19 protein-coding genes are annotated in these 25,922 nt (G+C 42.6%); 10 read left to right on the forward strand and 9 right to left on the reverse strand.

Annotated elements, in window-relative coordinates; all coding sequences use genetic code 11:
• Positions 1 to 29: 29 nt before the first annotated feature.
• Both H6H03_RS02280 and H6H03_RS02285 read right to left on the reverse strand, forming a co-directional pair.
• Entirely contained in the window at positions 30 to 242 is a 213-nt protein-coding gene (locus H6H03_RS02280) for a chlorophyll a/b-binding protein (protein WP_190953504.1), read from the reverse strand.
• 41 nt (positions 243 to 283) lie between these two features.
• On the reverse strand, positions 284 to 487 hold the full coding sequence (locus H6H03_RS02285) for a chlorophyll a/b-binding protein (RefSeq protein WP_190953505.1): 204 nt from the start codon (positions 485 to 487) through the stop codon (positions 284 to 286).
• A 672-nt stretch (positions 488 to 1,159) separates the two neighbouring features.
• Here H6H03_RS02285 and H6H03_RS02290 point away from each other — a divergent pair.
• A complete protein-coding gene (locus H6H03_RS02290; RefSeq protein ID WP_190953506.1) occupies positions 1,160 to 4,258 on the forward strand; it encodes an MFS transporter in 3,099 nt (1,032 codons plus the stop codon).
• A gap of 401 nt (positions 4,259 to 4,659) precedes the next feature.
• Entirely contained in the window at positions 4,660 to 4,950 is a 291-nt protein-coding gene (locus tag H6H03_RS02295) for a hypothetical protein (RefSeq protein WP_190953507.1), read from the forward strand.
• 341 nt (positions 4,951 to 5,291) lie between these two features.
• Here the strand turns inward: H6H03_RS02295 and H6H03_RS02300 are convergent, their stop codons facing one another.
• Together H6H03_RS02300 and H6H03_RS02305 are read right to left on the reverse strand one after the other, a co-directional pair.
• The gene (locus tag H6H03_RS02300) at positions 5,292 to 6,122 is read right to left on the reverse strand and encodes a dienelactone hydrolase family protein (RefSeq protein ID WP_190953566.1); all 831 of its coding nucleotides are present in this window, start codon (positions 6,120 to 6,122) and stop codon (positions 5,292 to 5,294) included.
• A gap of 158 nt (positions 6,123 to 6,280) precedes the next feature.
• Positions 6,281 to 6,802: a DUF29 family protein gene (locus tag H6H03_RS02305; protein WP_190953508.1), complete on the reverse strand. Its 522-nt coding sequence runs from the start codon at positions 6,800 to 6,802 to the stop codon at positions 6,281 to 6,283.
• Positions 6,803 to 7,802: 1,000 nt separating this feature from the next.
• Between H6H03_RS02305 and kdpA the strand changes: the two genes are divergently transcribed.
• From kdpA to kdpC, 4 genes are all read left to right on the forward strand, one after another.
• A complete protein-coding gene (gene kdpA, locus H6H03_RS02310) occupies positions 7,803 to 9,488 on the forward strand; it encodes a potassium-transporting ATPase subunit KdpA (protein ID WP_190953509.1) in 1,686 nt (561 codons plus the stop codon).
• A 149-nt stretch (positions 9,489 to 9,637) separates the two neighbouring features.
• The gene (kdpB, locus tag H6H03_RS02315) at positions 9,638 to 11,743 is read left to right on the forward strand and encodes a potassium-transporting ATPase subunit KdpB (RefSeq protein WP_190953510.1); all 2,106 of its coding nucleotides are present in this window, start codon (positions 9,638 to 9,640) and stop codon (positions 11,741 to 11,743) included.
• Positions 11,744 to 11,923: 180 nt separating this feature from the next.
• Positions 11,924 to 12,088: a hypothetical protein gene (locus H6H03_RS02320; protein WP_190953511.1), complete on the forward strand. Its 165-nt coding sequence runs from the start codon at positions 11,924 to 11,926 to the stop codon at positions 12,086 to 12,088.
• A 123-nt stretch (positions 12,089 to 12,211) separates the two neighbouring features.
• Positions 12,212 to 12,814 (forward strand): K(+)-transporting ATPase subunit C, encoded by a 603-nt coding sequence (gene kdpC / locus H6H03_RS02325; protein WP_190953512.1) that lies wholly within the window; start codon positions 12,212 to 12,214, stop codon positions 12,812 to 12,814.
• A gap of 248 nt (positions 12,815 to 13,062) precedes the next feature.
• Here kdpC and H6H03_RS02330 read toward each other — a convergent pair whose 3' ends face one another.
• Entirely contained in the window at positions 13,063 to 15,627 is a 2,565-nt protein-coding gene (locus tag H6H03_RS02330; protein ID WP_190953513.1) for a beta strand repeat-containing protein, read from the reverse strand.
• 575 nt (positions 15,628 to 16,202) lie between these two features.
• Between H6H03_RS02330 and H6H03_RS02335 the strand changes: the two genes are divergently transcribed.
• Entirely contained in the window at positions 16,203 to 17,333 is a 1,131-nt protein-coding gene (locus tag H6H03_RS02335; protein WP_190953514.1) for a universal stress protein, read from the forward strand.
• Positions 17,334 to 17,572: 239 nt separating this feature from the next.
• Here the strand turns inward: H6H03_RS02335 and H6H03_RS02340 are convergent, their stop codons facing one another.
• Positions 17,573 to 18,721 (reverse strand): DegT/DnrJ/EryC1/StrS family aminotransferase, encoded by a 1,149-nt coding sequence (locus H6H03_RS02340; RefSeq protein WP_190953515.1) that lies wholly within the window; start codon positions 18,719 to 18,721, stop codon positions 17,573 to 17,575.
• A gap of 424 nt (positions 18,722 to 19,145) precedes the next feature.
• On the opposite strand from H6H03_RS02340, the gene H6H03_RS02345 reads away from it, so the two are divergent.
• The gene (locus H6H03_RS02345) at positions 19,146 to 19,922 is read left to right on the forward strand and encodes an ABC transporter permease (RefSeq protein ID WP_190953516.1); all 777 of its coding nucleotides are present in this window, start codon (positions 19,146 to 19,148) and stop codon (positions 19,920 to 19,922) included.
• 98 nt (positions 19,923 to 20,020) lie between these two features.
• Here the strand turns inward: H6H03_RS02345 and H6H03_RS02350 are convergent, their stop codons facing one another.
• The 3 genes from H6H03_RS02350 to H6H03_RS02360 form a co-directional block, all read right to left on the reverse strand.
• Positions 20,021 to 20,392 (reverse strand): type II toxin-antitoxin system PemK/MazF family toxin, encoded by a 372-nt coding sequence (locus tag H6H03_RS02350; protein ID WP_190953517.1) that lies wholly within the window; start codon positions 20,390 to 20,392, stop codon positions 20,021 to 20,023.
• Positions 20,389 to 20,664: a CopG family ribbon-helix-helix protein gene (locus H6H03_RS02355; protein ID WP_190953518.1), complete on the reverse strand. Its 276-nt coding sequence runs from the start codon at positions 20,662 to 20,664 to the stop codon at positions 20,389 to 20,391. The genes H6H03_RS02350 and H6H03_RS02355 overlap by 4 nt, the downstream gene beginning before the upstream one ends.
• 406 nt (positions 20,665 to 21,070) lie before the next feature.
• Positions 21,071 to 22,870: a hypothetical protein gene (locus H6H03_RS02360; protein WP_190953519.1), complete on the reverse strand. Its 1,800-nt coding sequence runs from the start codon at positions 22,868 to 22,870 to the stop codon at positions 21,071 to 21,073.
• A gap of 621 nt (positions 22,871 to 23,491) precedes the next feature.
• Between H6H03_RS02360 and H6H03_RS02365 the strand changes: the two genes are divergently transcribed.
• Positions 23,492 to 24,718 (forward strand): succinate--CoA ligase subunit beta, encoded by a 1,227-nt coding sequence (locus H6H03_RS02365; RefSeq protein WP_190953520.1) that lies wholly within the window; start codon positions 23,492 to 23,494, stop codon positions 24,716 to 24,718.
• A gap of 137 nt (positions 24,719 to 24,855) precedes the next feature.
• The gene (locus H6H03_RS02370) at positions 24,856 to 25,737 is read left to right on the forward strand and encodes a succinate--CoA ligase subunit alpha (RefSeq protein WP_190953521.1); all 882 of its coding nucleotides are present in this window, start codon (positions 24,856 to 24,858) and stop codon (positions 25,735 to 25,737) included.
• Positions 25,738 to 25,922 lie beyond the last annotated feature (185 nt).

Below are 25,922 nucleotides of genomic sequence, written 5' to 3' on the forward strand. Positions count from 1 at the left end.
TGCATTGCAACGTCTCTACTAATCATTTGTTAATATCTGATGATGTGCAATACGTCGCGCAGAAAACTATAACCGGCTAAATCCCAAAGTAAATAGAAAACAAAGCCAATCATTGCTAGGCGACCATTCCAAATTTCTGCTTGGGGAGTCCAGCCAAACAAAAAGGCATTGCGGTCTACGCCGTTATATTCTGGTGCAACTGCTGGTAAATCAGTAGATGGACGAGTTTCTTTGTTAACCATTTTTTTTCTCCAAAGTTTAGTGTTTTTTAGACATTTAAGATTTAGTAGCCAACTATCCGCAATATGTCACGCAGGACGCTAAAACCAGCTAAATCCCAAAGTAAATAGGCAAGAAAACCAATCATTGCAAAACGACCATTCCAGATTTCAGCTTGGGGAGTCCAGCCAAAGAGAAATTCATTGCGATCGCGGCCGTTGTAAGCTGTAGCAACTGGTGGTAAATTGGTAGACGGACGAGTTTCCATTGTTTTTTCCTTTCAAATTCAACTACTTTTTAAGTGTTTTATGTGCATCCAAGGTTGCACATTCTTTGGTGAAGACTGTCATTGGTCATTAGTAATTTGTTATTTGCAACAAATAAACTACAACTGACAATTGCGTTTTATCCGGTTCCAATTATTAGCGAATTTTTGCAATAGTTAGTTGCCATTTTTTTGTCCTCAATTATTTATTTGTTAACTTTAATGTAGCTATTTAAATTTAATTTGCTTTCTGCCTGTGGGCACAAACTACAAGCACTTCTTATGACCGATGATTAATTATGTATTTTTGTAAATAAATCAACCTTGAGAGGGTGATAAAAATAGGTATTTGAACAAATTCTTTGGATTTGTCAGGAAACTCTAAATTTATTAAAAATAAACGAGATAAAATAAATTAAAAATTTAAAAAATAACGCTAAATATATTAGTGGCAAGTACCAATTTGATTAAGATTTACACCAATAGATAATAAAATTTATATCTTCCGCTGGATAGGGTTTTCAATCTTTGGAGAGATGCTTTAAACACCTAAATTCCACGATTCTGATCTTAAGAGTTAGGTATTGCCATAGGTACACAGATAAATACTAAGAGTTATTTCTCACGAAATTCTTAATCCGCCCAAAAATTAAATCACTAAGACAAGGAAATACAATGTTTGAAAGTACGGAAATCATGCTGGGACTCTACAAACCACTATTGTGGTTTGCACAGGTTCCGGTAGATCCTTCAGTTGTCACGCCTTCCGGGCCGCGCTTTTTTGTGGCTTTAATCTCCGGCGTGATTTTAGCCTTTGCTTTTCAATTAGTCCTTACTAATCTCTCCGTTGCAGCCGGTATTTCCTACCTGGGGCGTCCATCCGACTCAGATTCAGATGGTGGCGAAGTCGGAAGTTTGGGCGGCACTATTCGCAAAGTTGGCACAGCAGTAGGACTTTGGACATTAGTTACTGTAACCATCGCTTTATTAATTGCCACTTTCCTGGCTGTGAAGTTGAGCCTTGTGATTTTAGACCCAAGGTTAGGAGCAATTCTCGGTTTGGTGATTTGGGGTGCTTACTTTTTGCTGCTGGTTTGGGTAAGTTCCACCACCGTGGGTTCGTTAATTGGCTCGGTTGTGAACACGGCCACCTCTGGGTTTCAGGCGATTATGGGGACAGCTACCGCTGCATTGGGGGCAAAAGCTGTCAATAACCAAGTTGTAGCCACAGCTGAAGCCGCCGCCGCCGCTGTGCGTCGGGAACTAGGAAGCGCCATCGACCCAGTAAGTATCCGAGAAAACATTGAAGATTATTTAGATAAGCTGCGTCCGCCAGAGTTAGATTTATCAAGGATTCGCAGTGATTTTGAAAATTTACTCAACGACCCCCAACTAAAAGCGATCGCTAATAGTCCAGACATCCGCAACATCGATCGCCAAAAGTTTATCGATTTAGTCAGCAGCCGTACTGACCTTTCCAAAAAAGATGTTAGCCGCATTGCTGATACTTTGTATAAAGTTTGGCAACAGGTAGTCAGTCAGCAAGCGCCCAGCCAAGACCGTTTGGGTGAATTAATTGACTATCTCAAATCACTGCCACCCGGACAAACCAAGACAGATGAACTCAATGCCAAGCTGGATCGGTTAGTGACAGAAATGCGTGGTTCCAAGGAAGCTGAGCAAAAAGCTGCACCTGGCCCAATCCAAAGCACACTGCAACAAGGAATCTCTGCTTTAACTGGCATAGTGTTGGGACGCGCTGATTTATCCGATTTGGATGTGGAAAAAATCCTGCGTAGTCTGACCACCGCCAAAGACAAAGTTACCCAACAAGCAGATAAGCTAGGTTTGCCCACACCATCCCAACCCTATAGTCCAATTCGGGCTGATGTGGAAAACTACCTGTCCAACACCTATGCTTGGCAACTCAGCCAAGAAAGAATTGCTCAAGAATTCGCCGATGTCATCTATGACCCAGCTGCCGATCCTGGGACAATCCGCAGAGAACTAGAACGACTATCCCGCAACGATTTCGTCAATATTTTGCAACAGCGGGGACTACTTACCCAAACCCAAATTCAGCGCATTGCAGACCGGTTAGAAATTGTTCGCAAAGAAGTGCTGGTGACAGTCACAGCCCAAGAAGAGAGAGAGATTGTACAAGACTTACAACGCCGAGTTGAAAGTTATCTGCTGGTTACTGCCAAAGCAGAGTTAACACCCGAAGGCATTGAGCGCGATTTTAAAGCACTGTTGCAAGATCCAGAAGCAGATTATGAAACTCTGGTGTTGCGACTGGCACACATTCAACGTGACGAAATGCGACAGATATTGCTGGAACGTAGTGATATTCAGCTATATGAAGTAGACAGCATTTTGGACGAGTTGGAAAAACAACGCGATCGCGCTTTAATTGAATCCAAAGGTCTGGCAGAACAAGCACAATATCAAGCTGAAACTTTGTGGTTGAATGTCGAATCATATCTGCGTAACACTGGCAAAACAGAACTGAATCCTGATGCCATCCGCGCCGACCTCAAAACGTTACTAGAAGATCCCCAAGCTGGAATTTCTGCCATTCGGGCGCGATTGTCTCGCTTTGACCGCGATACTTTAGTACAGTTGTTGAGTCAACGGGAAGATTTGACCCAAGATCAAGTTAATCAAATCATCAACGCCGTGGAAGAGTCGTGGCATGGTATCCGCCACGCACCCCAAGCTTTAGCACACAAAGCAAAAGAGCAATACGAATCAGTTACCAACACCATCGCCGATTACCTGCGGAAAACTGGCAAACAGGAATTGAATCCAGAAGGTATTCAACGGGATTTGAATAGATTGTTTGAAAATCCCCAAGATGGTGCCATAGCGCTACGCCGTCGATTGTCGCAAGTAGACCGGGATACATTGGTGAAATTGCTCAGTCAACGTCAAGACTTGAGCGAACAGCAAGTCAATGAAATCATTGATTCTGTACAAACCTCGATTCGCAACATTGTACGTGCGCCTCGTCGTTTAGCTACCAGAACACAGCAAAGAGTGGATACATTCAAAGCTTATCTGGAAGAATATCTGCGACAAACTGGTAAAGAAGAACTCAACCCAGAAGGTATCAAACGCGACTTACAACTACTGTTGCACGATCCGCGAGTGGGGGTAGAAAGTTTTAGCGATCGCCTAGCTCATTTTGACCGTTCTACCATCATTGCCCTGCTGAAAATTCGTGAAGATATCACCGATGAAGAAGCAGCGCGGATTGCCGATAACATTGTTTCCGTCAGAGATCAATTTGTTGAACAAGTACGGAGCATCCAACGAGGCATCCAAGATGCAATTGAGGGAGTTTTTGCCCGCATCCGCAACTATCTTAACTCCCTAGATCGCCCAGAACTGAATTATGATAGTATCAAGCGCGATGTTCGCACATTTTTTGAAGATCCCCAAGCCGGGTTTGATGCTCTGCGCGATCGCCTGTCCTCCTTTGACCGTGATACCCTAGTAGCAATCCTGAGTTCTCGTGAAGACATTTCCCAGGAAGATGCCAACCGGATCGTTGACCAAATTGAACGGGCACGCAACACAGTATTGCAACGTGCAGAACGTCTACAGCACGAAGCCCAACGCCGCCTCGAAGAAGTCAAACATCAAGCACAGCGCCAGGCAGAAGAAACGCGCAAAGCCGCAGCTACAGCAGCTTGGTGGTTGTTTGCCACAGCAGTAGTCTCCGCCATTTTCTCAGCATTCGGAGGAGCGATCGCTGTAATTCTTCTTTAAGGAAAGCAAGTTGTCTCCGCTAAATTTTCAGCCTCCCGATAAGGGAGGTTTTTCTATTTGTATGGTATTGAGAAAGGCAATAGGCAATAGGGTTAAAAAACACTTGTAGAGACGGCAATTTATCGCATCTCGAAAACCCATAATTTCTATAATTAGTCCTTAACTGAACCGTATTGGGTTAAAAGACTCTTGATTTGAGGGTTTTACGGTTTATGTCCTAAGTTATGCTTCAACTGCTATATTGTTTGTTTTTGCCGCTGCAATCTCCGCAATTAGATAGTTGTTTGAGATTTATTGAATGTTTAAATTTGATTAAAGGATTAGCAACAAAATGTCGGTTTAGCGCCGAAAGAGTATCCGGTAAAAGTTAGTAATCTTTAGCGAAGTAGCAATTGAAAATAATGCAAAACACAGAGAATACAGAAAATACATTATTTGATAAAATCTTCCGTGACAGCAATGGCAACATTGTTATAGCTCAGCCGCCAAACCCACCACTTATTCTTTGGGCAGTAGCTAGTTTACTATCTCTGGTTTTGACTACTGGCAAAATCAATACTGTGTTAGATGTACTAGCAGATGGCGCGTTGTTTACTTGGGCGTGGCTGGAATTATTTGATGGCGTTAATTATTTTCGCAGAGGGCTAGGTCTTGCAGTATTTATTGTAATTATCGGGTCAAAAATTCTGTAGTTAGAGCAGGGAACAGGCAACAGACAAAGAAAGCGTCTTAATGTGGGATTTTGACTATCAGTTTCTGTCCTGAAATTAAATATGCGTTATCCTAAACCCTTGTAGAGACGTAGCAATGCTACGTCTCTACTATTTATAATTACCGAAGAAAGGCAGAGGGCAGGAGGCAGCAGTTCGACAAGCTCACCGACCAGGCACAAGGAAATTCTGACTTGAAAATGCTATTTAGATGAGTATCTATATAGCTCAGTGCCACACCACATTTTCATGCTTGGCTGTGAAACTTGTTTCATCGGGACTGCCCTCTGCCCTCTGCCTTCTGCCTCCTGCCTTCTGCCTTCTCAAACGCCATATTGCTTAAACCACGCCAAAAGGCGCTGCCAGCCTTCCTTAGCTTCTGTTTCGCGGTAGGAGGGACGATAATCGGCAAAAAAAGCGTGGGGTGCATCGGGGTAGACGATGATTTCAGATTTGCTGCTGCTTGACTTGAGGCGATCGCGCATTTGCTCTACTGTATCTAGGGGAATACCCGTATCCTGACCACCATAAAGTCCGAGAACGGGGACTTTGAGTTTTGAGGCAATATCAACCGGGTACTTGGGTTGAAGTTGAGTAGCATCACCTACGAGTCGCCCGTACCATGCTACACCAGCTTTCACGTTAGGATTGTGCGCTGCGTATAGCCAGGTAATGCGGCCGCCCCAACAAAAGCCTGTAATCGCTAATTTATTAGCATTACCCTTAGCTGATTTCACAGCCCAGTCTACCGTGGCGTCAAGATCGGATAACACTTGGGCATCTGGTACTTTGGCAATAATTGGGCGAATTTCGTCGATACTGCTTAATTTTGAGACATCACCTTGACGGACAAACAATTCCGGAGCGATCGCTAAATATCCTAACTTAGCAAAGCGGCGAGTGATATCCTGAATATGCTCGTGTACGCCAAAGATTTCCGAGAGTACCAGAACAATGGGGAAATTCTCACCAGTGGCGGGTAATGCTCTATAGGCAGGAATTTCGCCATCTTTAACAGGAATTTTCACTGCACCAGCTATCAAACCTTTGGTATCAGTGGTGATGACTCCAGCAGAAATCGGTTGCACTGCCAAAGCAAAACCCGTCGCCAAGGTGGCTGTGGCGATAAATTTGCGGCGAGTTATTTCTTTCATCATCTCTACGTTGAATTGGCGAAAGCTTCTTTGTTTCTTATCCGTACAGTACTATAAAATAAATGTTACATTTTCGCAATCAGCATACCGGAATATTGACTATATTTGCTACTTCAGTGTTTTTCGTAACTTCTACTTTAAAATAAAGAGTGATCGCCTTATTTTTCTCGATTTATCCAATTTTCTCCCCCAGCTAACTGGCTCAAATAATCATCCATAATTGCTGGTAATTCCTTCGGCGAATAAGTATATGTTAAAGCCAGGAGATTTATTGCTGTAGCTATAATGTGATTTTTATCTACCATCGCTGATAATTGAGAGCGAGTGAATTTACCATTCATCACTTCCTCACTAGCATCTGCGATCGCATCTTCCATAACTTCTTCTTCTATCAAATTCTCCCATTCATCTAAATTGATATAGTAAGATGTTTTATTTTCTTTAATATTCAGCTTTTTAATTTGCCGAATAGAATTCCGAATAGAAGTGACCCAGGAAGCAGTTAATCTTTGTTCTACTTGGTTTTTAATTAAATGAATCAAGAGGATGTTTAGATAAGCTTCGATATTACGCAGAATAGCTTGTTTACTCATTCCCTCTAATTCATCAATAATTGCCAACGCATCTGCATAACGTCCTTCTAAAAGACAAGTTCTGAGGTCTATTAATTCTTGTGTCATTTTGATTAACCTCAAAAATTCATCATGGTAATTTCAATATAACAATGGCTTATAGCAATTTTATTTGCGGCACTGATTTGGTGGGAGCAGGCAATGGGCAATGGGCAATAGGTAATAGGGAATATCTGCAATAACTCAAGCAAGCGATATCTTCTGTGCGAGACGCTACGCGAACGATGGGTTACGCCTATGCACTTGCAAATAACTGGCTTGGGGTAACCAATATCAGAATATTAAGGCAAACGCTTATGCGATCGCCACCAATACTTAAACAAAACTTATCAATGATTCCAAGTTAGCAATAAATCTTGTTTGGCAGCTATGAAGTGTAGTATGACAAATACGTAAAAAAGGAATTATGGTAATTTAAATTACTCTAAAACTAGAGAAAGGACAGCTTTATCCTGGTACTTCTTCCCTCTTGAGCGTGATTATTATTTTTGATAAGAGGTTAATGTATTTTCTAGAAACCCCTGATATTTTTGAAAGTAGCAAATATAAAAAATCTATTGTATAAACTAGTCATACTAACTAGCAGGATAAATGAATAACAGTAAAATTTAAATATTCTTAACAGAAATTTTAACAGGTCTCTAAAAAATACTAATTGCTTAACGACTTAAGACAGTGCAATATTTGAACTCAGTACTTATTACTCAGAACCATTTGGCTGAGTATGTAGTAATCTTATTTGATTTTTGCAAACTTAAGTTGCAACTTGAAAAGACTTCTTGACTATTGCCTATTCCCTCCTGCCTCCTGCTTCCTGCCTCCTGCCTGGTTGTTGAATCTCGACTTCGCTCGATTACCGCGTAGTCGAAACACTGCCTCCTGCTTCCTGCCTCCTGCCTCCTGCCTATTTAAACAAATAACTTCAAAAATCAAAGCATACTGCTATAAAATATCGCCAAGTCACGCCAAATTAGAGACACCAACAGTTAATCTGTTATTTTTAGGGATTAACTTGTCAGCACTTAAATTTATATAGAGCGAAAAATACATGGGACAAGGATTTTTACAAATCGGCTTAACGCTGTGTATCGTTGTAGCAATTACTCCAATCTTTGGCAGATACATGGCGCGTGTTTTCTTGGGAGAAAGAACGCTGCTTGATTTCATAATGAACCCAATAGAGCGAAGTATGTACGTACTAGCGGGTGTCCGCAGAAAAGATGATATGACAGCCTGGCAATATATCCGGGCTGTAATATGCACTAATCTGATTATGGGAATCTCAGTGTATTTGCTGGTATATTTTCAGAAATTCTTACCTTGGAATCCTAATGGTTTGGGTAGGCCTAATTGGGATGTATTGCTGCACACAACTATTTCCTTTTTAACGAATACCGACCAGCAACACTATGCTGGTGAGACAACCTTAAGTTATTTTAGTCAGGTATCAGCTTTAGGCTTTTTGATGTTCACCTCCGCAGCCACCGGCTTAGCGGTGGGAATTGCTTTTATTCGGGGGTTGACGGGTAGAAGACTAGGTAACTTTTACATAGATCTTACCCGTGCCATTACGCGAATATTACTACCAATATCAATTGTTGGTGCGATCGCCTTAGTTTTAGTTGGTGTACCGCAAACATTAGCTAAGACTATGGATGTGACAACCTTAGAAGGTGGAACCCAGTACATTGCCAGAGGGCCGGTAGCATCCTTTGAAGCGATAAAAATGTTGGGCGAAAATGGCGGCGGCTTTTTTGGTGCTAATTCTGCCCATCCCTTTGAAAATCCCAGTGGCGCTTCTAATTTAATCGAAACCATCGCCATGATTGCCATACCAGCAGCCTTGATTTACACTTATGGCGTGTTTGCCAACAACATCAAACAAGCGTGGCTGCTTTTCTGGATGGTGTTTGCGGTTTTTGTAGTTCTGGTTGGAGTCACAGCCGTGGGAGAACTGCAAGGTAATCCCCTGGTAAACAGAACCATTGGATTAGAACAGCCTTCTTTAGAGGGTAAAGAAGTCCGATTTGGTTGGGCGCAAACGGCATTGTGGGCAGTTATGACCACCGCTACCATGTGTGGTGCTGTGAACGGGATGCACGATTCCCTAATGCCACAGGGAATATTTTCGACTCTCTTCAACTTATTTATCCAAATTATCTGGGGCGGTCAAGGAACTGGAACAGCTTACTTATTCATTTACTTAATTCTCACCGTTTTTCTGACTGGGTTAATGGTGGGACGAACCCCAGAATTTTTAGGACGCAAAATTGAAAAACGAGAAATCGTCCTTGCCAGCGTAGTCCTATTAATTCACCCAATTGTAGTTTTAATTCCCAGCGCGATCGCCTTAGCTTATCCCATTTCCCTATCTGGAATTAGCAATCCTGGCTATCACGGCATTTCCCAGGTAGTTTATGAATTTGCCTCAGCCGGGGCAAATAATGGTTCTGGCTTGGAAGGATTGAAAGATAATAGCCTCTGGTGGAACTTGAGTACTTTAGTTAGCTTAATAGTAGGACGCTACATTCCCATGTTTGCCATCCTCCTGTTAGCTGACGGCATGTCTGGCAAACAACCAGTTCCCGAAACTCCTGGCACCCTGAGAACTGATTCTTTGGTATTTATTGGCATCGCTGCTGGAGTAACCCTCGTTTTGGGAGTATTGACTTTCTTTCCGGTTCTAGCTTTAGGCCCCATAGCCGAAGGTTTACAACTAGCCTCTGGTAGCTAGAAAAGTTGTGAGTTATCAATTATGAGTTATGAGTTATGAATTAATAACTTCTAACTTCTAACTTCTAACTTTTAACTCCTCACTTCTAACTCCTCACTCCTCACTCCTCACCCCTAACTCCTAACTTTTAACTCCTCATTCCTAACTTTATGAATAAAGCGGCAACTACCTCCAAAGCTAGACGCCCAAGTTCTCGTCCTGGCGATCGCCGCCAAGCACGTAAAAAAGCTAGAATAAATACTAAGTGGTTGTACTTAAGGGCAGTTCGAGATGCTTTTATCAAGCTCAACCCTAAGTATGCAATCAAAAATCCGGTGATGTTTTTGGTTTGGGTGGGGGCGATCGTTACTATATTGGTAACCATCGATCCCAACTTATTTGGGCCAACCAACCAAAAGAACCCGCAACTGTTTAACGGCTTGTTATCAGGGATTTTATTCTTTACAGTTTGGTTTGCCAATTTTGCGGAAGCCGTAGCTGAAGGGCGAGGAAAAGCCCAAGCTGATGCCTTGCGGTCTACAAAATCAGAGACCATCGCTAAAAAACTCGCTGCCGATGGCACAGTGAGTGAAGTTTCATCCACCAGCCTCAAACAAGGCGATAATATCTACGTAGTAGCTGGTGATATTATACCCGCCGATGGGGAAGTAATCATGGGTGTGGCCTCTGTGGACGAATCGGCAATTACTGGGGAATCCGCACCAGTATTAAAAGAATCAGGTTCCGATGTTGCCAGTTCCGTCACCGGTGGGACGCGGATTATTTCCGATGAATTGATTATCCGCATCACATCTGACCCAGGTAAAGGCTTTATTGACCGGATGATTGCCTTGGTGGAAGGGGCAGAACGCAGCAAAACACCCAATGAAATTGCCTTAACGGTGTTGTTAGCAGTTCTGAGCCTGATATTTTTGTTTGTTGTGGCGACTTTGCCCGCACTTGCCTACTATGTCAATAGTCCTGTTAGCGTCCCAATTTTGATTGCCCTATTAGTGGCATTGATCCCCACCACCATCGGCGGATTATTGAGTACCATCGGCATTGCCGGTATGGATCGAGTCGCCCAATTTAACGTCATTGCCACCTCAGGACGAGCCGTAGAAGCCTGTGGTGATATTAACACTTTAGTTCTCGATAAGACCGGTACAATTACCCTTGGCAACCGTTTGGCAGAAGAATTTATCCCGATCAACGATCATACAATGGCGGAAATTGCCAGTGTTGCCTGGGCTGCTAGTGTATTTGATGATACACCAGAAGGTAAATCTATTGTGCGGCTAGCAGAAAAGTTAGGCGCAAGATTTGATTTTGATTCCAGTCAGGCCGAAGGAGTGGATTTTTCTGCCAAAACACGTATGAGCGGTACCAACTTACCCGGTGGACACGAAGCCAGGAAGGGAGCAGTGGGAGCGATTAAAGGATTTGTTCGTTCTCGTAACGGACGCGATACCCCAGAATTAGACGCAGCCTACGAACGAGTTTCATTGTTGGGAGGTACACCCCTAGCAGTCAGCCTAGATAACGAAATATACGGAGTTATTTATCTTAAAGATATTGTAAAACCTGGTATCCGCGATCGCTTTCTTGCACTGCGACGTATGGGAGTGCGTACCGTCATGCTAACAGGAGATAACAGAATTACAGCTTCAGTCATTGCCAAAGAAGCTGGGGTGGACGACTTCATCGCCGAAGCCACACCAGAAGACAAAATCAGCGTCATTCAACAAGAACAAGCAGCAGGCAAACTAGTCGCGATGACAGGGGACGGAACTAACGATGCTCCCGCATTAGCCCAAGCTAACGTCGGCGTCGCGATGAATACAGGAACCCAAGCCGCAAAAGAAGCCGCCAACATGGTAGATTTGGACTCCGATCCCACAAAATTAATCGACATTGTGAGCATTGGCAAACAATTGCTGATTACTCGCGGCGCATTGACTACATTTTCCATCGCTAATGATATTGCGAAATACTTTGCGATTATTCCAGTCATCTTTGTCGCGGCTAACTTGCAAAGTCTGAATATTATGAATTTGACCAGCCCTAATTCTGCTGTATTATCAGCACTGATTTATAACGCTTTGATTATTCCGGCTTTGATTCCCTTAGCATTGAAGGGCGTGCGGTTTAGACCCCTAACAGCTAATCAACTATTGCAACGTAATATATTGATTTATGGTTTAGGTGGAGTAATTGCGCCATTTATCGCTATTAAGTTAATAGATATGCTGATTACAGCTGTAGGCTTAGCTTAACAACAGCAAAAGTAGAGATGCTGCAAAAAAATTACTGCCTCTTACCTTGGTAAGATCATGAAAATTTTTGCCAGTTTTATTTTTACTCTTAGCTGTTGAGAGGGGAAACAAAAGGAATATGAATAAATATAGTATAGTTGTTACTCAACACTGAGAAATAACCTAGAGATTGGCAGTTCGATGACTCATACAGAAGCACTGCTGGGGCGATATCCTTTGTTTGATAAGACACTTGCAAATCAAGAAATATCCCACCGTTCGCAGTCATCACTCATCAGTCAGCAACTTGAAGCAGTTGTTTTTATTTCTGGGAGTTCCCTAACATCAACTACTCGCTATTTTTAGCTTGCTGTGGTTGAATGTGGTAGTTCTCCGAATGATTCATGCTGTTGTCAGCATCCTAATTTGGCAAAAGAATTAAAAATTAAAAATTAAAAATTAATTTTAGGAGCAAGTAGAAAATTTATTATGGCTATTATTCGAGAAACAATCAGAGCAATTTTCATAACTCTAATGCTTTGGTTGTTGACTGCGATCGTTTATCCTCTCCTAATTCTTGTAGTGGGTCAAGTTTTTTTGCCCTACCAAGCTAACGGGAGCATCGTGCTGAATTTAAATAATCAACCAATTGGCTCAGCTTTAATTGGTCAAACTTTCACATCTGAAGGATATTTCCATTCTCGTCCCAGTACTGTGAGATATAGCCAAGGAAGAAAAGCAAGGCCAACTGGCATATCTGGAGCTAGCAATCTTGCTCCTAGCAATCCAGAGTTACTCAATCGGATTATAGAGCAGTCAAATCAATTGCGAGATGAAAATCTTGAAGCGATCGCTGATATTATTTACACCTCTGGTTCGGGTTTAGATCCCCATATTTCCTTCAAAGCAGCCCGTCAGCAATTAGAGCGAGTAGCCCGTGCCCGTGGAGTCCCAGAAGACGAAATTTTACGTCTAATTAATAAGTATACTGATGGCAGATTTTTATGGATTTTTGGTGAGCCTGGCGTCAACGTCCTCCGATTAAATTATGCTCTTGACCTACAAGATATTAATCGTCAGCAAAATCAATAACAAGGAGTCCAAATTCAGAATTCTGAATTTGGTAACTTACTATCTATAGCCCCACAAACCATTCATAGCTACAAAGCTTGTTTGTTGAGACTGGGAGTAAGGGGTGTGAGGGTGTAAGGGTTTTACACCCTCACACCCCTTACCCCTACACCCTTTGTCCAAACCCTTTATTTTTCGTATTGCTGCCTAAGTCCTATGGAAGTCTGTTAGGCAGCTAACTTTTCAACCCCTTTTAGGACAAGTAGTCGTTAAGCAATCACCTCGATGTCACTCGATGTGAGGGTTGGAGCAAAGGTTAGGCTAGCAATCTGCTGTTGTGCAGCAGCACCAGTACCATCAACATCAAAGAACAATCCACCCGTCAAAGTGTTATAGATAAACCGATGAGCGGCGGTTGTTGCAGACGTACCCAAAAAGAACTGAAGACCTGAAAGGACACCTGTCGTTAGACCACCACCAAAACCAGAGGCAGAAACCGCGATCGTATCAGGAGCAGAGGCAAAATCAGTGATGATATCTACACCTTCCGCAGGATTTAAGAAGGTGAAGCGATCGTTACCAGCACCACCGACTAAGACATCAGCACCACCGCCACCTATGAGAGTGTTGTTGCCAGCATTGCCAGTAATCACGTCATTACCAGCAGTACCTGTGACATTCTCAAAGTTATTGACGGTGAAGTTGAGGTTGGTGGTAACGCCACCGATAGCCACATTGTTCACAGTCAAGCTATTGGTACTCAGATTTGCTGTAATGGTCGCACTACCGGTTGCAGTGGAGGCATTAATCGTATCGCCCAGCAAGGTAGAAGCAGTGATGGTTTCAATGCCAATCAACTGGTCAGTACCAAATCTACCTGCTTTAGTGACCGTACCTGTAGTACCAAGAACGATTGTTTGTCCGAGGGCACTGTAGTTTGCTGTGTCAATGCCTGCATCACCGTTGATGGTATCATTGCCCTGGCTACCACCGAACACATCGTTGCCAGCACCACCACTGAGAATGTTGTTGCCGGCATTGCCAGTAATCACGTCATTACCAGCGGTACCTGTGACATTCTCAAAGTTGTTGACGGTGAAGTTGAGGTTGGTGGTAACGCCACCGATAGCCACATTGTTCACAGTCAAGCTATTGGTACTCAGATTTGCTGTAATGGTCGCACTACCGGTTGCAGTGGAGGCATTAATCGTATCGCCCAGCAAGGTAGAAGCAGTGATGGTTTCAATGCCAATCAACTGGTCAGTACCAAATCCACCTGCTTTAGTGACCGTACCTGTAGTACCAAGAACGATGGTTTGTCCGAGGGCACTGTAGTTTGCTGTGTCAATGCCTGCATCACCGTTGATGGTATCGTTACCCTGGCTACCACCGAATACATCGTTGCCAGCACCACCACTGAGAATGTTGTTGCCAGCATTGCCAGTAATCACGTCATTACCAGCGGTACCTGTGACATTCTCAAAGTTGTTGACGGTGAAGTTGAGGTTGGTGGTAACGCCACCGATAGCCACATTGTTCACGGTCAAGCTATTGGTACCCAGATTTGCTGTAATGGTCGCACTACCGGTTGCAGTGGAGGCATTAATCGTATCGCCCAGCAAGGTAGAAGCGGTGATGGTTTCAATGCCAATCAACTGGTCAGTACCAAATCCACCTGCTTTAATGACCGTACCTGTAGTACCAAGAACGATTGTTTGTCCGAGGGCACTGTAGTTTGCTGTGTCAATGCCTGCATCACCGTTGATGGTATCATTGCCCCGGCTACCACCGAACACATCGTTGCCAGCACCACCACTGAGAATATTGTTAGCATTGTCACCAGTAATGCTATCGTTTTGAGCTGTACCTCTGACGTTCTCAAAACCGCTAACTGTGAAGCTCAGCGTTCCCAGACCAGGAACATTATTAGCAATCAGAGAATTGGTCGATAAATTAACGGTTACTGAGGTTGGACTGGTTGCGTCAGATGCATCAATCCAGTCGTTGAGTGATGAAGTTGCAAAAATTCTCTCGACTTGAACCAGTTGGTCTGTACCAAACCCAATTCCTTTTGTCACGGTTCCAGTCGTCTTCAGGGTAATTGCCTGAGTTAAAGCACTGTAGTCAGCCGTGTCAATTCCAGTTTCACCATTAAGCAAGCTGCTACCACTGGCATCTAACACGTAAAGGTAATCATTACCAGCACCACCTACGAGGACATCACTGCCTGCGTCATTAAACAGAATGTCATTTCCGTTTTCGCCAAACAGATTATCGTTACCGATTCCACCAAGCAGGATATCATCGTCATTACCTCCAAAAAGGAAGTCATTCCCGCCTTCCCCGAATAGCAGATCTTTACCATCCAGTCCAAAAATGTAATCATGGGTGGCTTTACCGATCAAAATGTCATTAGCAGCGGTTCCAATAATAATGTGAACCAGCTTGGGACGGATGGGAACAGCTGCTAGGTTGGAATTATTCTCGGAGGAGCTTAAAAGTACGTCATTGGAGGACGTTTGATTATAAGCGGTCAAGAATGCCTCATAGGCAACTGGGTCATTTGCTACATCAGGAGCTAACTTGACAACAAACTCAGCGGCTGCATCGTTAGTGGTTGTAATAATTTCAGCAGGTGGGTAAGCCAAACTGGCTGCTTCCACAAAAGTTGGATCGCTGAACGACTTGGCAAAATCAGCAGGAGCTACCTTGCCCGAAATTAATTCCTCATTCAATGTATCAAGGTTGAATAGAGGGGAGGGAGCAACATCCCCAATATTGGTATCTACAACGGCCTGATCTTGATCTGCCACCAATTGAAGAGATGTAGCCATGTATTTTGATTTCCTTGCGTTGAATATCTGCCTGGATTTGACTCTGGACAAAAGGCTTTAGACAAATATAAATAAATCATTAAATTGTTTAGAATGAATGTTTTCCAAAACACATTGAATATAAAGTTTTTGGATTAATATGAAGATTATGTAAAGATTGTGTGAAGAGATGTTAGGTTAAAACACCACCACAGATGTCAAACAACCTTGCAGCCTTGCATCGGTATTGTTGAAGCGAATTTGAAACTAATCTATAGTTTTCATAAATTTATGGGCGTTGCTGATTTGATGTATCAAAACGATTGTGCATGATATCAAAATCCTTGTGGAGACGTTGCAATTGCAACGTCTCTACATCTGGATTCATTCCCGAATTCAGCAACCCCAATTTATCAGCCGAGACAACTTAGTTTCTTCTCAGGATTTTATCAGTTATACTTAGTGCTAAAAAACACTTAATGTTCTAATATTTTTCTCCAAAAACCTGATAAGCGATCGCTTCATTTAGCTCCACCTACTCAACCAAACTTAATATAATTAGTAAAACTTAAATATTAAATTATACGAATACTGGTTTGGTTAGCAATACACCTTCTATATCTGCAAATTACTCCCTTTATTCACCACGGCGGGGTAAGCATAAAATCTTTATTGGTATGGCTCCTGGGGTAGGTAAAACTTACCGGATGCTGGAAGAGGGACACGCACTCAAGCAAGAAGGAATTGATGTCATTGTTGGGCTTTTGGAAACCCACGGACGCAAGGACACAGCAGAAAAGGCACAAGGGCTGGAGATTTTGCCCCGCAAACAATATCCTCGCGGTGAGTTGACCCTAACCGATATGGATACAGATGCTATTTTAAAGCGATCGCCCCAATTAGTCTTAATCGATGAACTTGCCCATACCAATGTCCCTGGTTCACCACGCGAAAAACGTTACGAAGATGTAGAAGTAGTCTTGGCAGCAGGTATTGATGTTTACTCGACAATGAATGTCCAACATCTAGAAAGTCTCAATGACTTAGTAGCCAGAATTACTGGAGTGGTGGTACGCGAACGGGTTCCTGACAGGATTTTAGATGAAGCAGATGAAGTAGTGGTAGTGGATGTTACGCCAGAAACCCTACAAGAACGATTATTAGAAGGCAAAATTTACGCACCGCAAAAAATCCAACAATCCCTTGATAACTTTTTTCAACGTCGTAACCTAATTGCCTTGCGCGAGTTGGCTTTGCGGGAAGTCGCAGACAACGTAGAAGAAAACGCGATCGCCACTACACCCAATGGACAATTTTGTAACATTCATGAACGAGTTTTGGTATGTATATCTACTTATCCTAATTCTGTGCAACTATTACGCCGTGGTGGAAGAATCGCTAACTACATGAATGCACCGCTGTATACTTTGTTTGTTGCCGATCCAGAACGTTTCCTGACTAAAGAGGAAAGTTTACACATTCATACTTGTGAAAAATTGTGTAAAGAATTTGAAGGGACTTTTATTCGAGTAACTAGTAATAACGTAGCGAATGCGATCGCCGAAACAGCAGAAAAATATCGAATTACCCAAATTGTAATTGGAGAAAGTCAGCGATCGCGCTGGCAAATACTCTTGAAAGGCTCTTTAACGCAAAAATTGGTGCGCTTGCTCAAAAACATTGATATACACATCATTGCTAGCGAAAAAATGGTTTCACCTAAATAGGGTTTTTAGGCCGTTAGCGGTAGTCACATAAGTTAGGACATTTTAAAAACTTGAATGCTAGGCATAGTAAGACTTTTACCTCCTGCCTCCTGCCTCCTGCCTGGTTGTTGAGCGTAGTCGAAACACTGCCCCCTGCCCCCTGCCCCCTGCCTCCTGCCCCCTGCCTCCTGCCTCCTGCTATATAACTGTTGACGGTTAACAGTTAACAGTCAACAGTCAACGCTTTGGATGGGATGAGTTTAATTCAAGCAATCTTTTAGGGCATAAATCACCTGATCTTGCTGTTGTTGTGTCAGTTCTGGAAACATAGGCAAAGATATGACTTCATGACAGGCTTGCTCTGCCACTGGGAAGTCGCCAATTTCATAGCCTAGATTTTGATAAACTGGCTGCAAGTGTAAAGGGTAGGGGTAGTAAACCATTGAACTAACGCCTTGCTCTTGCAATTGAGTACGCACCCAATCTCGATATTTGGCGCTGGCACCATTTCGTCCTTGGCCTGATATGCGAATTGTGTATTGGTTCCATACACCGATACCCCCTGGTAATTCTTGGGGTGGGACGATCGCCGGAATTTGACTCAGGAATTGATAATAATAATTGGCAATTTCTCGCCGCCGTTCATTCCAAATATCTAAATAACGCAGTTTAATTTGCAAAATAGCCGCTTGTAGAGCATCCAAGCGGCTATTTACACCTATTTCCTCGTGTAAATATCGAATTTTACTTCCATGATCTCGTAGGATTCTCAGTTTTGCAGCGATCGCTGGATCGTTAGTCGTTATTGCTCCGCCATCACCGCAACCACCAAGATTTTTGGTAGGGTAAAAACTAAAGCAACCAATATGTCCAATGCTTCCGACTTTCTGCTCGGCCCACATTGCGCCTGTAGATTGAGCGCAATCTTCAATTACTGACAAGTTGTGAGAAAGAGCGATCGCCATCAATGATGTCATATCCACTGGTTGCCCAAATAGATGAACCGGGATAATCGCTTTGGTTTTTGGTGTAATCGCCGCTGCTATTTGCTCTACATCTAAGTTAAACGTAGTCGCATCAATATCAACAAAAACAGGTTTTGCACCCACGGCGCTAATCACTTCAGCAGTAGCGATAAAAGTGAAAGGCGTTGTAATTACTTCATCGCCTGCACCAATTCCCAAGACTCTAAGAGCTAAATAGAGCGCATCAGTACCAGAATTACAAGCTACACATTGACTAACACCATGATAGGCGGCAAACTGTTGCTCGAAGCCTTCAACTAAAGGGCCACCTATATAACGACCAGAAGCCAAAACTTCTAAGACGGCTGCACTTACTTCTCCTTCGATGCTGGTGTATTGTTGCTTGATGTCAAAAGCAGGGACGGGATTTACGCTTTGGATCATGAGTTTTTATTTTATCGGAAGATACAAAGGATGCACTTCGAGAGTCAATTCTTGCTGATTGAATTGTTAATCAAACAGCTGTTAAAAGACTATCGCCCAAATTAGGCATCTATTAGGGTTTTTACTTAAATTGTGGTGTAGTCAACTACTGCACGTCTAATTTTACAGATAGTAGTGTTAAGCGATTACGCTTTTAAATTGCCCAGTTATTTATACTTTTGATAACTGTCAACTGTCAACGCGAAAAGATGTGCTGCGTTAAATGCTCTCGGCAGCTTACTAAGTGTTTGCCATGTTAAATTTGTACCATTTTGAATTTTTAATTGATGAAAGTGATATATATCAACCAAGAGCCAACACATTGAATCAAAGTTCCACGTGTGGGTGCTGCTTGGAGAAGAAAATATCAAAAGAGAGAAAACCTGTGCAGGATCTGATAGAACTGGATTTTGTGGATTTAGGCATTGCTTTAGGATTAATGGCGATCGCCATTGGCGTATCTATTTGGGAAAAATTAGGACTAGAGTTGAATTTAGCCCTTGCTACTGGAAGAACCATCTTACAACTACTTGTATTGGGATACATTTTAGATTTCATCTTTGCTTTGGACAATGGTTGGGCAGTTTTGGCAATATTAGCAATTATGCTGACAATTACGGCGATTGTCGCACGAAATCGCATCAGCCAAAAGATACCTTATGTATTGCCTTTAGTGTGGGGTGCAATTTTCATTAGTACCGCTGTGACAGTGCTTTACAGTAACTTCTTAATTCTTCAACCAAACAGATGGTACGAACCACAGTACGTAATTCCCTTAGCAGGAATAGTCATAGGTAATGCCATGAACGCAGCGGCGATCGCCGGAGAACGCCTTGTCAGCACCATTAATTCCAGCCATCTAGAAATAGAAACTCATTTGAGCTTAGGCGCAACTCCAGAGCAAGCACTCACCCAATACCGCAAAGACGCCATCAGGGCAGCACTGATTCCAACTCTCAATCAAATGATACTTATAGGTATGGTGGCAATACCAGGAATTACCACCGGACAGTTACTAGCTGCTGTCAAACCCTTGGATGCAGTATCCTACGAAATTTTAATTACATTTATGGTTGCTTTTGCTAACTTACTGACAACAGTGTTATTAACTAGGGGATTGTGTCGTCAATTTTTTAATTCCGCAGCGCAATTAATCAGATGAAGCGGTGATTTATACTAGGGAACAGGCAATAGCCAAAAAAAAGTCTTTTAGCCTCCAGGTTTTAGCATCGGGCTATGTTGTAAACTATGCTTCGACTGCTACACATCTAAAAAAATTTCATCATCTTGTCCTGGTAAATCGAGGGCAATTAATAGCGATTTGTTGAGTTGGGCGATCGCTTCTTGAGAAAGTATTCCCCGTAAACGTAATAAGCGTGATTTTGAAAGTACGCGAATCTGATCTGTCATCGCGATCGAATCAGAGGTCAAACCACCGTCAGGCGGCTGGATCAGTACTTGTGTGGGATAGATGCGCTTGTTAGATCGATAGGTTGTACACGGAACTGCCAGAATTACAGGGCTAGCAGTATTGATAGCATCCCGGCTGACAATAATCACTGGACGGGTTCCGCCCTGTTCCGATCCTTCAGTTGGCTCTAGACGGGCATCGTAGACTTCACCCCGTCTCATTCTGAAATTTCCTCTAACTTCAAAGCTTCCCACTGAGCTGGCGCAAATTCCGCCTCCATCTGCAAAACTTCTGTTTGATACTCTACGTCACTTGCCATTTCTGCTAAGACCGCATCAATTTCTGCCCGTTTTTGAGCAGCGAGTTCCCGCCGTAATGCCCGTGCTACAAACTCGTTGCGGCTTTTAGCTTTTCCTGCCTCAACGGCTTTATCCGTTGCCTCTAACAAATCCTTTGGGAGGGTCAGCGTTGTACGAACAGTTTGTTGCTCCATACAATCATATAAAATGATGTTTAATTTGATGACTTTTATAACATCATTTTAGTCATAACTTATTTCTTTCAGTTGCAGTGGGTTATACAAAATATTCTCAAATAATGGCACTTATTATACCTTTCGTCCACATAGAAAACCTCGCTTCATCCTGCATCTGCGACTTAAGATTTAGTTTGTAAGAGTTATTGCAAATATTCATATAGCAATAGACAAGACTGTTAGGACATCAACAAATGATAAAACTTAGATAAAAAAAAAGACTTTTCACCCAGTCGCCAGTCCCCAGTCCCTTGCTTAATTATTGCTTCTGCAACAGATTTGTCCATTGAGAAGGTGCAACAAATACAACAGCATATTCGGAAATATCTGTAGATTTACTCGAAATTTCTAACTCCAAACTTTTTTACCCTCCCAGTGTCCGCGTATAAATTACCTGACTTTGAGAATCATAGAGGAAAAGGGACAAATTGGCATTATCACTAATTACAGCCAAAGCTTCCTGTAAGATTTGCAAGTGATTGGTAAGATCGACAGCAGTATCTGAATTCCCAGAATCAGGATTAGCCGAACTATTTTGCCTTAGCTGGTCATACTCACGGGTTAACCGGACAATAATTCCTCCATTGCCCATACTAAAGGTGCAAATCTGAATTCCGTTAACACAGGTTTTTTCTAAGTCAGTACGGGTTTGTTGCAAATCGCTGACAACTTGTAGTTTTTCTTGTGCTTGTTTGAGGGCTGTTGAGTAGGGTTCGATTAAGGACTGAGCCTGAGTGTAATACAAGCTATCTTGGGAAACTTTTTTAGCAGTTTCCAAAGCCTGCTCCCAGTATGTCGCTGCTGCTTGCCATTGATTTTGTTGTTGATAAACTTTGGCTTGGTTGGCGGTGCTAACAGCTTGTTGGTAAGTTCTGGCAGCTAATTGTTCTTTAGTAGCGCGATCGCGTGCTGTTGCTAACTTAGGTTTATACTCTAACAACAAGTTTTGGGCTTCTTCATATGCAGGACTAGTTTGAGGAATCACCCTCAAGGCATTAATTACTACCTGCCAGTTAGACTGAACTTTTTGCCAATCCTTCAAGGATTTAGCACTAGCTTGGCGACTTTCGGCTGTATTAGCTACATCTTTGGCTGCTGCTAGTTTTTTCAGCCATTTTTCTTCAGTTTGTATCTGCTGATTCACAGCGTGCAAACTAATCCGATAACTAAATAATTTTGCTTGTATTAGTGGATAAAGTTCACTATTGGGAGTTATGGCTTCTAGTGGTGCAATAGCCTGTCGCCATAAATGTTGTCTAGCTTGTATTTCTTCTAAACTACGTGCGGGAGCTTTAATTTTTTCTGCCGCCAAAGATGCTGTCTGCAAAGCCTTAACTACCTGGCTGATTTTTTCTGACCGCCCAGACAAACTGGCTTTGAGTTCTTCTGACATCTGGTAACGGGGTGACCAACTAGGAATTACACTCAAGGCTGCACTAGCCGTCGTCAGTCGCTGATGCACTGCCATTAAATCTTTTTCCGACTTGGCGCGACGTATCAATTGGGGGGATTCTGTTTTTAATTGCTCGGCAATTTGTATTTCTTTACACTCAGACATCACACAAGGGCGAGTCAATAAATAACCGCCAAGCCCTAAAACCACAATTCCCACCAAGGCTACACCTACAAAAATCGGTTTGACTTGCCGTGTTGGCTTAGAAGGTGGCAAACTCGGTGTATCTGCAAATGGGTCAAATACTTCCTCATCTTCAGTTTCATCTAGTGATGGAAAATAAGTCAGAGCCGATGAAGAAGAGGTGGGAAAAGAACTCTCCGTATCCCCGCGTCCCCGCGTCCCTGTGTCCTCTTCCCTGATTCCCCCAGATGCCCAGATGCCCAGATCCCCTTCATTCAATTCCGTCCTCTGCTTGAGAGCGAGAAAACGTTTGGCATAAGGGAGTTGTTCGCCAAAAACTCTCAGGAAACATTGTACTCGTTGCTCTCTGTAGGGTGCTAAAGACTGAAGTGCATCTTCAATGACTGCAAAGATCGTCTGAGCATCAACTGTTACATCTGATGGGTGTTGGGTTAAAATCATTAGCTCGTCTTTATTGACGGCACACTTAACTTGAAAGACTCCAGCCAATGGGACTTCTACAAGCAATTGTTCCTGCAAAGTTTTGGCTAAAAGCTGTAAATCTTCCTGCTGAACTGCTACTTTCATAGAGCTTTCGTACTGAACTTTTATATTGTTTTGATTATTTTCAAGGAGATCAAATGAACTGTTTGGGTTTTTTGAATAAAGACGCACAGTTTAACCAACCAGAGGCTGAAAATCTAATCGAACAACTTTCTAACACAAATTCCAAGTTTTAACCAAAAATTCAAATACTAGTAATTGTTCGTATGGCTACATTTTCAACTTAGTAGATACGAAGTTAGATAATCTATCCACAGGTATATATTTCCCTGAAAAAAATGGGAATAATAATATTTTTGAGTATTTTCACTGCATGATTTTGTGGCAATTAAATTCACAACAGCAACTCTCAGACAAGATTATAGTTGCAGAGCAATTGTGACAAAATTATCCACAGGTTAAGGAAATGTTGCGATGTTAGAGGTTTTTGACAGGAATGCTAGTTATCTTCTATGCTGGGAAGTCTACTGAGGAGATTAATTAAGTCTTGTGGCTAGAGCAATTAATTTGCCTCATTTGCTGAATTCGATAAAATTAATACGTGAAAAATAAGTTTTTATAGCTGCCGATATGTAATAAAGCTGCTGGCAAATATTTAGACAGCAATAATCAAAAGCTTATAGAGTGTCAAGACAAGGTGTATCAATGGATTTATTAGAGTACCAAGTTAAAGAATGGTTTGGGAAGATCGGCATTCCTGTATTGCCTTCGCAACGAATCGATCATCCCACAGATTTGAAACGTTTAAAAATTGCTTTTCCAATTGTCCTGAAATCTCAAGTACATGGGGCAGAACGGGCAAAAGCAGGCGGAGTTAGGTTTGCCGAAACAACAATCGATGCGATAGCAGCTGCCCAAAATATCTTCACTTTACCAATATGGGGCGAGTTGCCGGAGGTTGTGCTGGCTGAATCCCAATACGACGCTAACCAAGAATTTTATCTGGCGGTGGTTTTAGACACCGCTGTTTGTCGACCTGTACTTTTAGGTTCCAAAGAAGCAAACATCGATTGGGAATCCGCTGGCGAAAAAATGCACCATGTCGTTGTGGAACAAGAATTCTCGCCATTTTATGCCAGGCGACTGGCTTTGAAAATGGGTTTGCAAGGAACGCTAATGCAATCGGTAAGCAGCGTTCTCCAGAAGATGTACCAGTTATTTGTACAAAAAGACCTGGATTTAGTCGAAATTAATCCCTTGGCTGTCAATCCTGATGGTGAGGTGATGGCTCTTAATGGTAAAGTCAGGGTCAATGAACGAGCCATCAAGCGTCATCCAGATCTTGTGGAAATGGCAGCAAAAATCATCAGCCGTCACCCAAGTACTGAAATTAACGGTATTTTGGGCGATTGGGATGGCGTGCAAATGCACGGCAAAATAGGTATTTTAGGTAACGGCACTGGTTCAGTAATGGCAACTTTGGATTTAGTTGCTAATGCTGGCGGTAAACCAGGTGTTTGTTTGAATCTACGTCATGCTTTTCTGACAGATACTACGCCAACTACATTTGGCGATCGCCTAGAAACAGGTTTGAAAATTTTGGCTGCTGATAAAAGCATCCAAGTTATACTAATTAACTTCCTGGGTAGCATTCCTCAGCCTGAGGAACTAGCCGAAATCATCGCTAAATTTGTACAGCAAGACAATAACGAACTGAAATTAAAAATTGTACGCTCTAACGGTAGTAAACTTCCGCGAGATCTGAATCTTCCCACCTTAGTTGTCCGCCTTGCTGGTTCTGAGTTGAATGCAGCTAAAAATTATTTAGCAACACTGAAAACTCACAGTAGCGCCCTTGTTGTGGTAGAAAATTTAGATGAGGCAGTGGAGGTTGCAGTTCGTCTTGCCAAACCAACTACTAAGAAGAAATAGTCACATCGCTTCTCTACGAGACGCTGCACGTAGCTTGCTTCCCTGTAGGGGTACGCTTTGAATTCAAAATTCAAAATTAAAGACACCCATAAATCAATTTAGAGGCTTGTAACTTGCCAAGCTTACGGTAATTTATTATGAACTTAACGCCAGAGAGTAAAGTCTTAATTCAAGGCTTTTGTGAATTTATATCAGGCACTCATGTTGCACAAATGAAAGCCTATGGCACGAATTTAGTAGGTGGTGTTAATCCTGGATGCGGCGGACAGGAACTCCACGAACTACCAGTATTTGACTTAGTAGAAGAGGTAGTAGAAAAATTTGGCACAATTGACACAACAATCATTTGTGTAAGTCCTTATGATGTTTTGGATGCGGCATTGGAAGCGATCGCATCTCACATTCGCCAAATTATTATTATTACTGCTGGAGTGCCACCTTTAGATATGGTGCAATTACTCCGCAAAGCCGAAGCCTGCGAAACTTTGGTTGTCGGGCCAAATAGTCCGGGGATCGTTGTGCCAGGAAAAATTCTCTTAGGAACTCAACCTAGCGAATTTTATACACCAGGGCCAGTGGGGATTGTTAGTCGTAGCAGTACCCTTACCTACGAAGTCGCCTACGAATTAACAAAAGCTGGTTTGGGACAGTCCATTAGTGTCAGCATTGGTAGTGATGCGATCGTTGGTTCGTCGTTTTTGCAATGGTTACAAATTCTCGATGAAGATGAAACTACAGAAGCGATCGTTTTAGTCGGTCAACCTGGTGGCGGTAGTGAAGAAGCCGCCGCCCGGTACATTGCTGAGGCCATTGATAAACCAGTAATTGCCTACATTGCCGGAAGACAAGCACCACCAGGAAAAAGTTGGCGGCAAACCGGGACTTTAGCAACAGTTATCGGCCGCGACCCCAATTTTGGCACAGCCCAAAGTAAATTAGCTGCTTTCAAAGAAGTACAAGTTCCTGTAGCTGAACGTCCTTCTCAAATTCCAGAATTGGTGAAAAAAGGGATTAAGTAAAAGAGAATTCAGCAATGCTTGAAGTGAGGGATTTTGCCTAAAGTCTGAGTAGAGCAAGCGCTACAGCAGTTGAAGCATAGTTTAGGTCATAAACTGATCGTAAAAACCCGATACAAACAGACTTTCTTTACCTATTGCCTATTAGACATCTGGTGAAATTAAATATGCGTTAACGACAACCCTTG

This window comes from Nostoc paludosum FACHB-159 (genome assembly GCF_014698835.1).
GTDB lineage: Bacteria > Cyanobacteriota > Cyanobacteriia > Cyanobacteriales > Nostocaceae > Nostoc > Nostoc paludosum.

Excerpts from the sequence above, each read along its gene's own strand:
- kdpC (WP_190953512.1), top strand. The coding sequence starts at position 12,212 with ATGGCTATTATTCGAGAAACAATCAGAGCAATTTTCATAACTCTAATG.
- kdpA (WP_190953509.1), top strand. The coding sequence starts at position 7,803 with ATGGGACAAGGATTTTTACAAATCGGCTTAACGCTGTGTATCGTTGTA.
- H6H03_RS02295 (WP_190953507.1), top strand. The coding sequence starts at position 4,660 with ATGCAAAACACAGAGAATACAGAAAATACATTATTTGATAAAATCTTC.
- H6H03_RS02370 (WP_190953521.1), top strand. The coding sequence starts at position 24,856 with ATGAACTTAACGCCAGAGAGTAAAGTCTTAATTCAAGGCTTTTGTGAA.
- H6H03_RS02300 (WP_190953566.1), bottom strand. The coding sequence starts at position 6,122 with ATGAAAGAAATAACTCGCCGCAAATTTATCGCCACAGCCACCTTGGCG.
- H6H03_RS02320 (WP_190953511.1), top strand. The coding sequence starts at position 11,924 with ATGACTCATACAGAAGCACTGCTGGGGCGATATCCTTTGTTTGATAAG.
- H6H03_RS02305 (WP_190953508.1), bottom strand. The coding sequence starts at position 6,802 with ATGACACAAGAATTAATAGACCTCAGAACTTGTCTTTTAGAAGGACGT.
- H6H03_RS02355 (WP_190953518.1), bottom strand. The coding sequence starts at position 20,664 with ATGGAGCAACAAACTGTTCGTACAACGCTGACCCTCCCAAAGGATTTG.
- H6H03_RS02360 (WP_190953519.1), bottom strand. The coding sequence starts at position 22,870 with ATGAAAGTAGCAGTTCAGCAGGAAGATTTACAGCTTTTAGCCAAAACT.
- H6H03_RS02350 (WP_190953517.1), bottom strand. The coding sequence starts at position 20,392 with ATGAGACGGGGTGAAGTCTACGATGCCCGTCTAGAGCCAACTGAAGGA.
- H6H03_RS02365 (WP_190953520.1), top strand. The coding sequence starts at position 23,492 with ATGGATTTATTAGAGTACCAAGTTAAAGAATGGTTTGGGAAGATCGGC.
- H6H03_RS02340 (WP_190953515.1), bottom strand. The coding sequence starts at position 18,721 with ATGATCCAAAGCGTAAATCCCGTCCCTGCTTTTGACATCAAGCAACAA.
- H6H03_RS02290 (WP_190953506.1), top strand. The coding sequence starts at position 1,160 with ATGTTTGAAAGTACGGAAATCATGCTGGGACTCTACAAACCACTATTG.
- H6H03_RS02280 (WP_190953504.1), bottom strand. The coding sequence starts at position 242 with ATGGTTAACAAAGAAACTCGTCCATCTACTGATTTACCAGCAGTTGCA.
- H6H03_RS02285 (WP_190953505.1), bottom strand. The coding sequence starts at position 487 with ATGGAAACTCGTCCGTCTACCAATTTACCACCAGTTGCTACAGCTTAC.
- H6H03_RS02330 (WP_190953513.1), bottom strand. The coding sequence starts at position 15,627 with ATGGCTACATCTCTTCAATTGGTGGCAGATCAAGATCAGGCCGTTGTA.
- kdpB (WP_190953510.1), top strand. The coding sequence starts at position 9,638 with ATGAATAAAGCGGCAACTACCTCCAAAGCTAGACGCCCAAGTTCTCGT.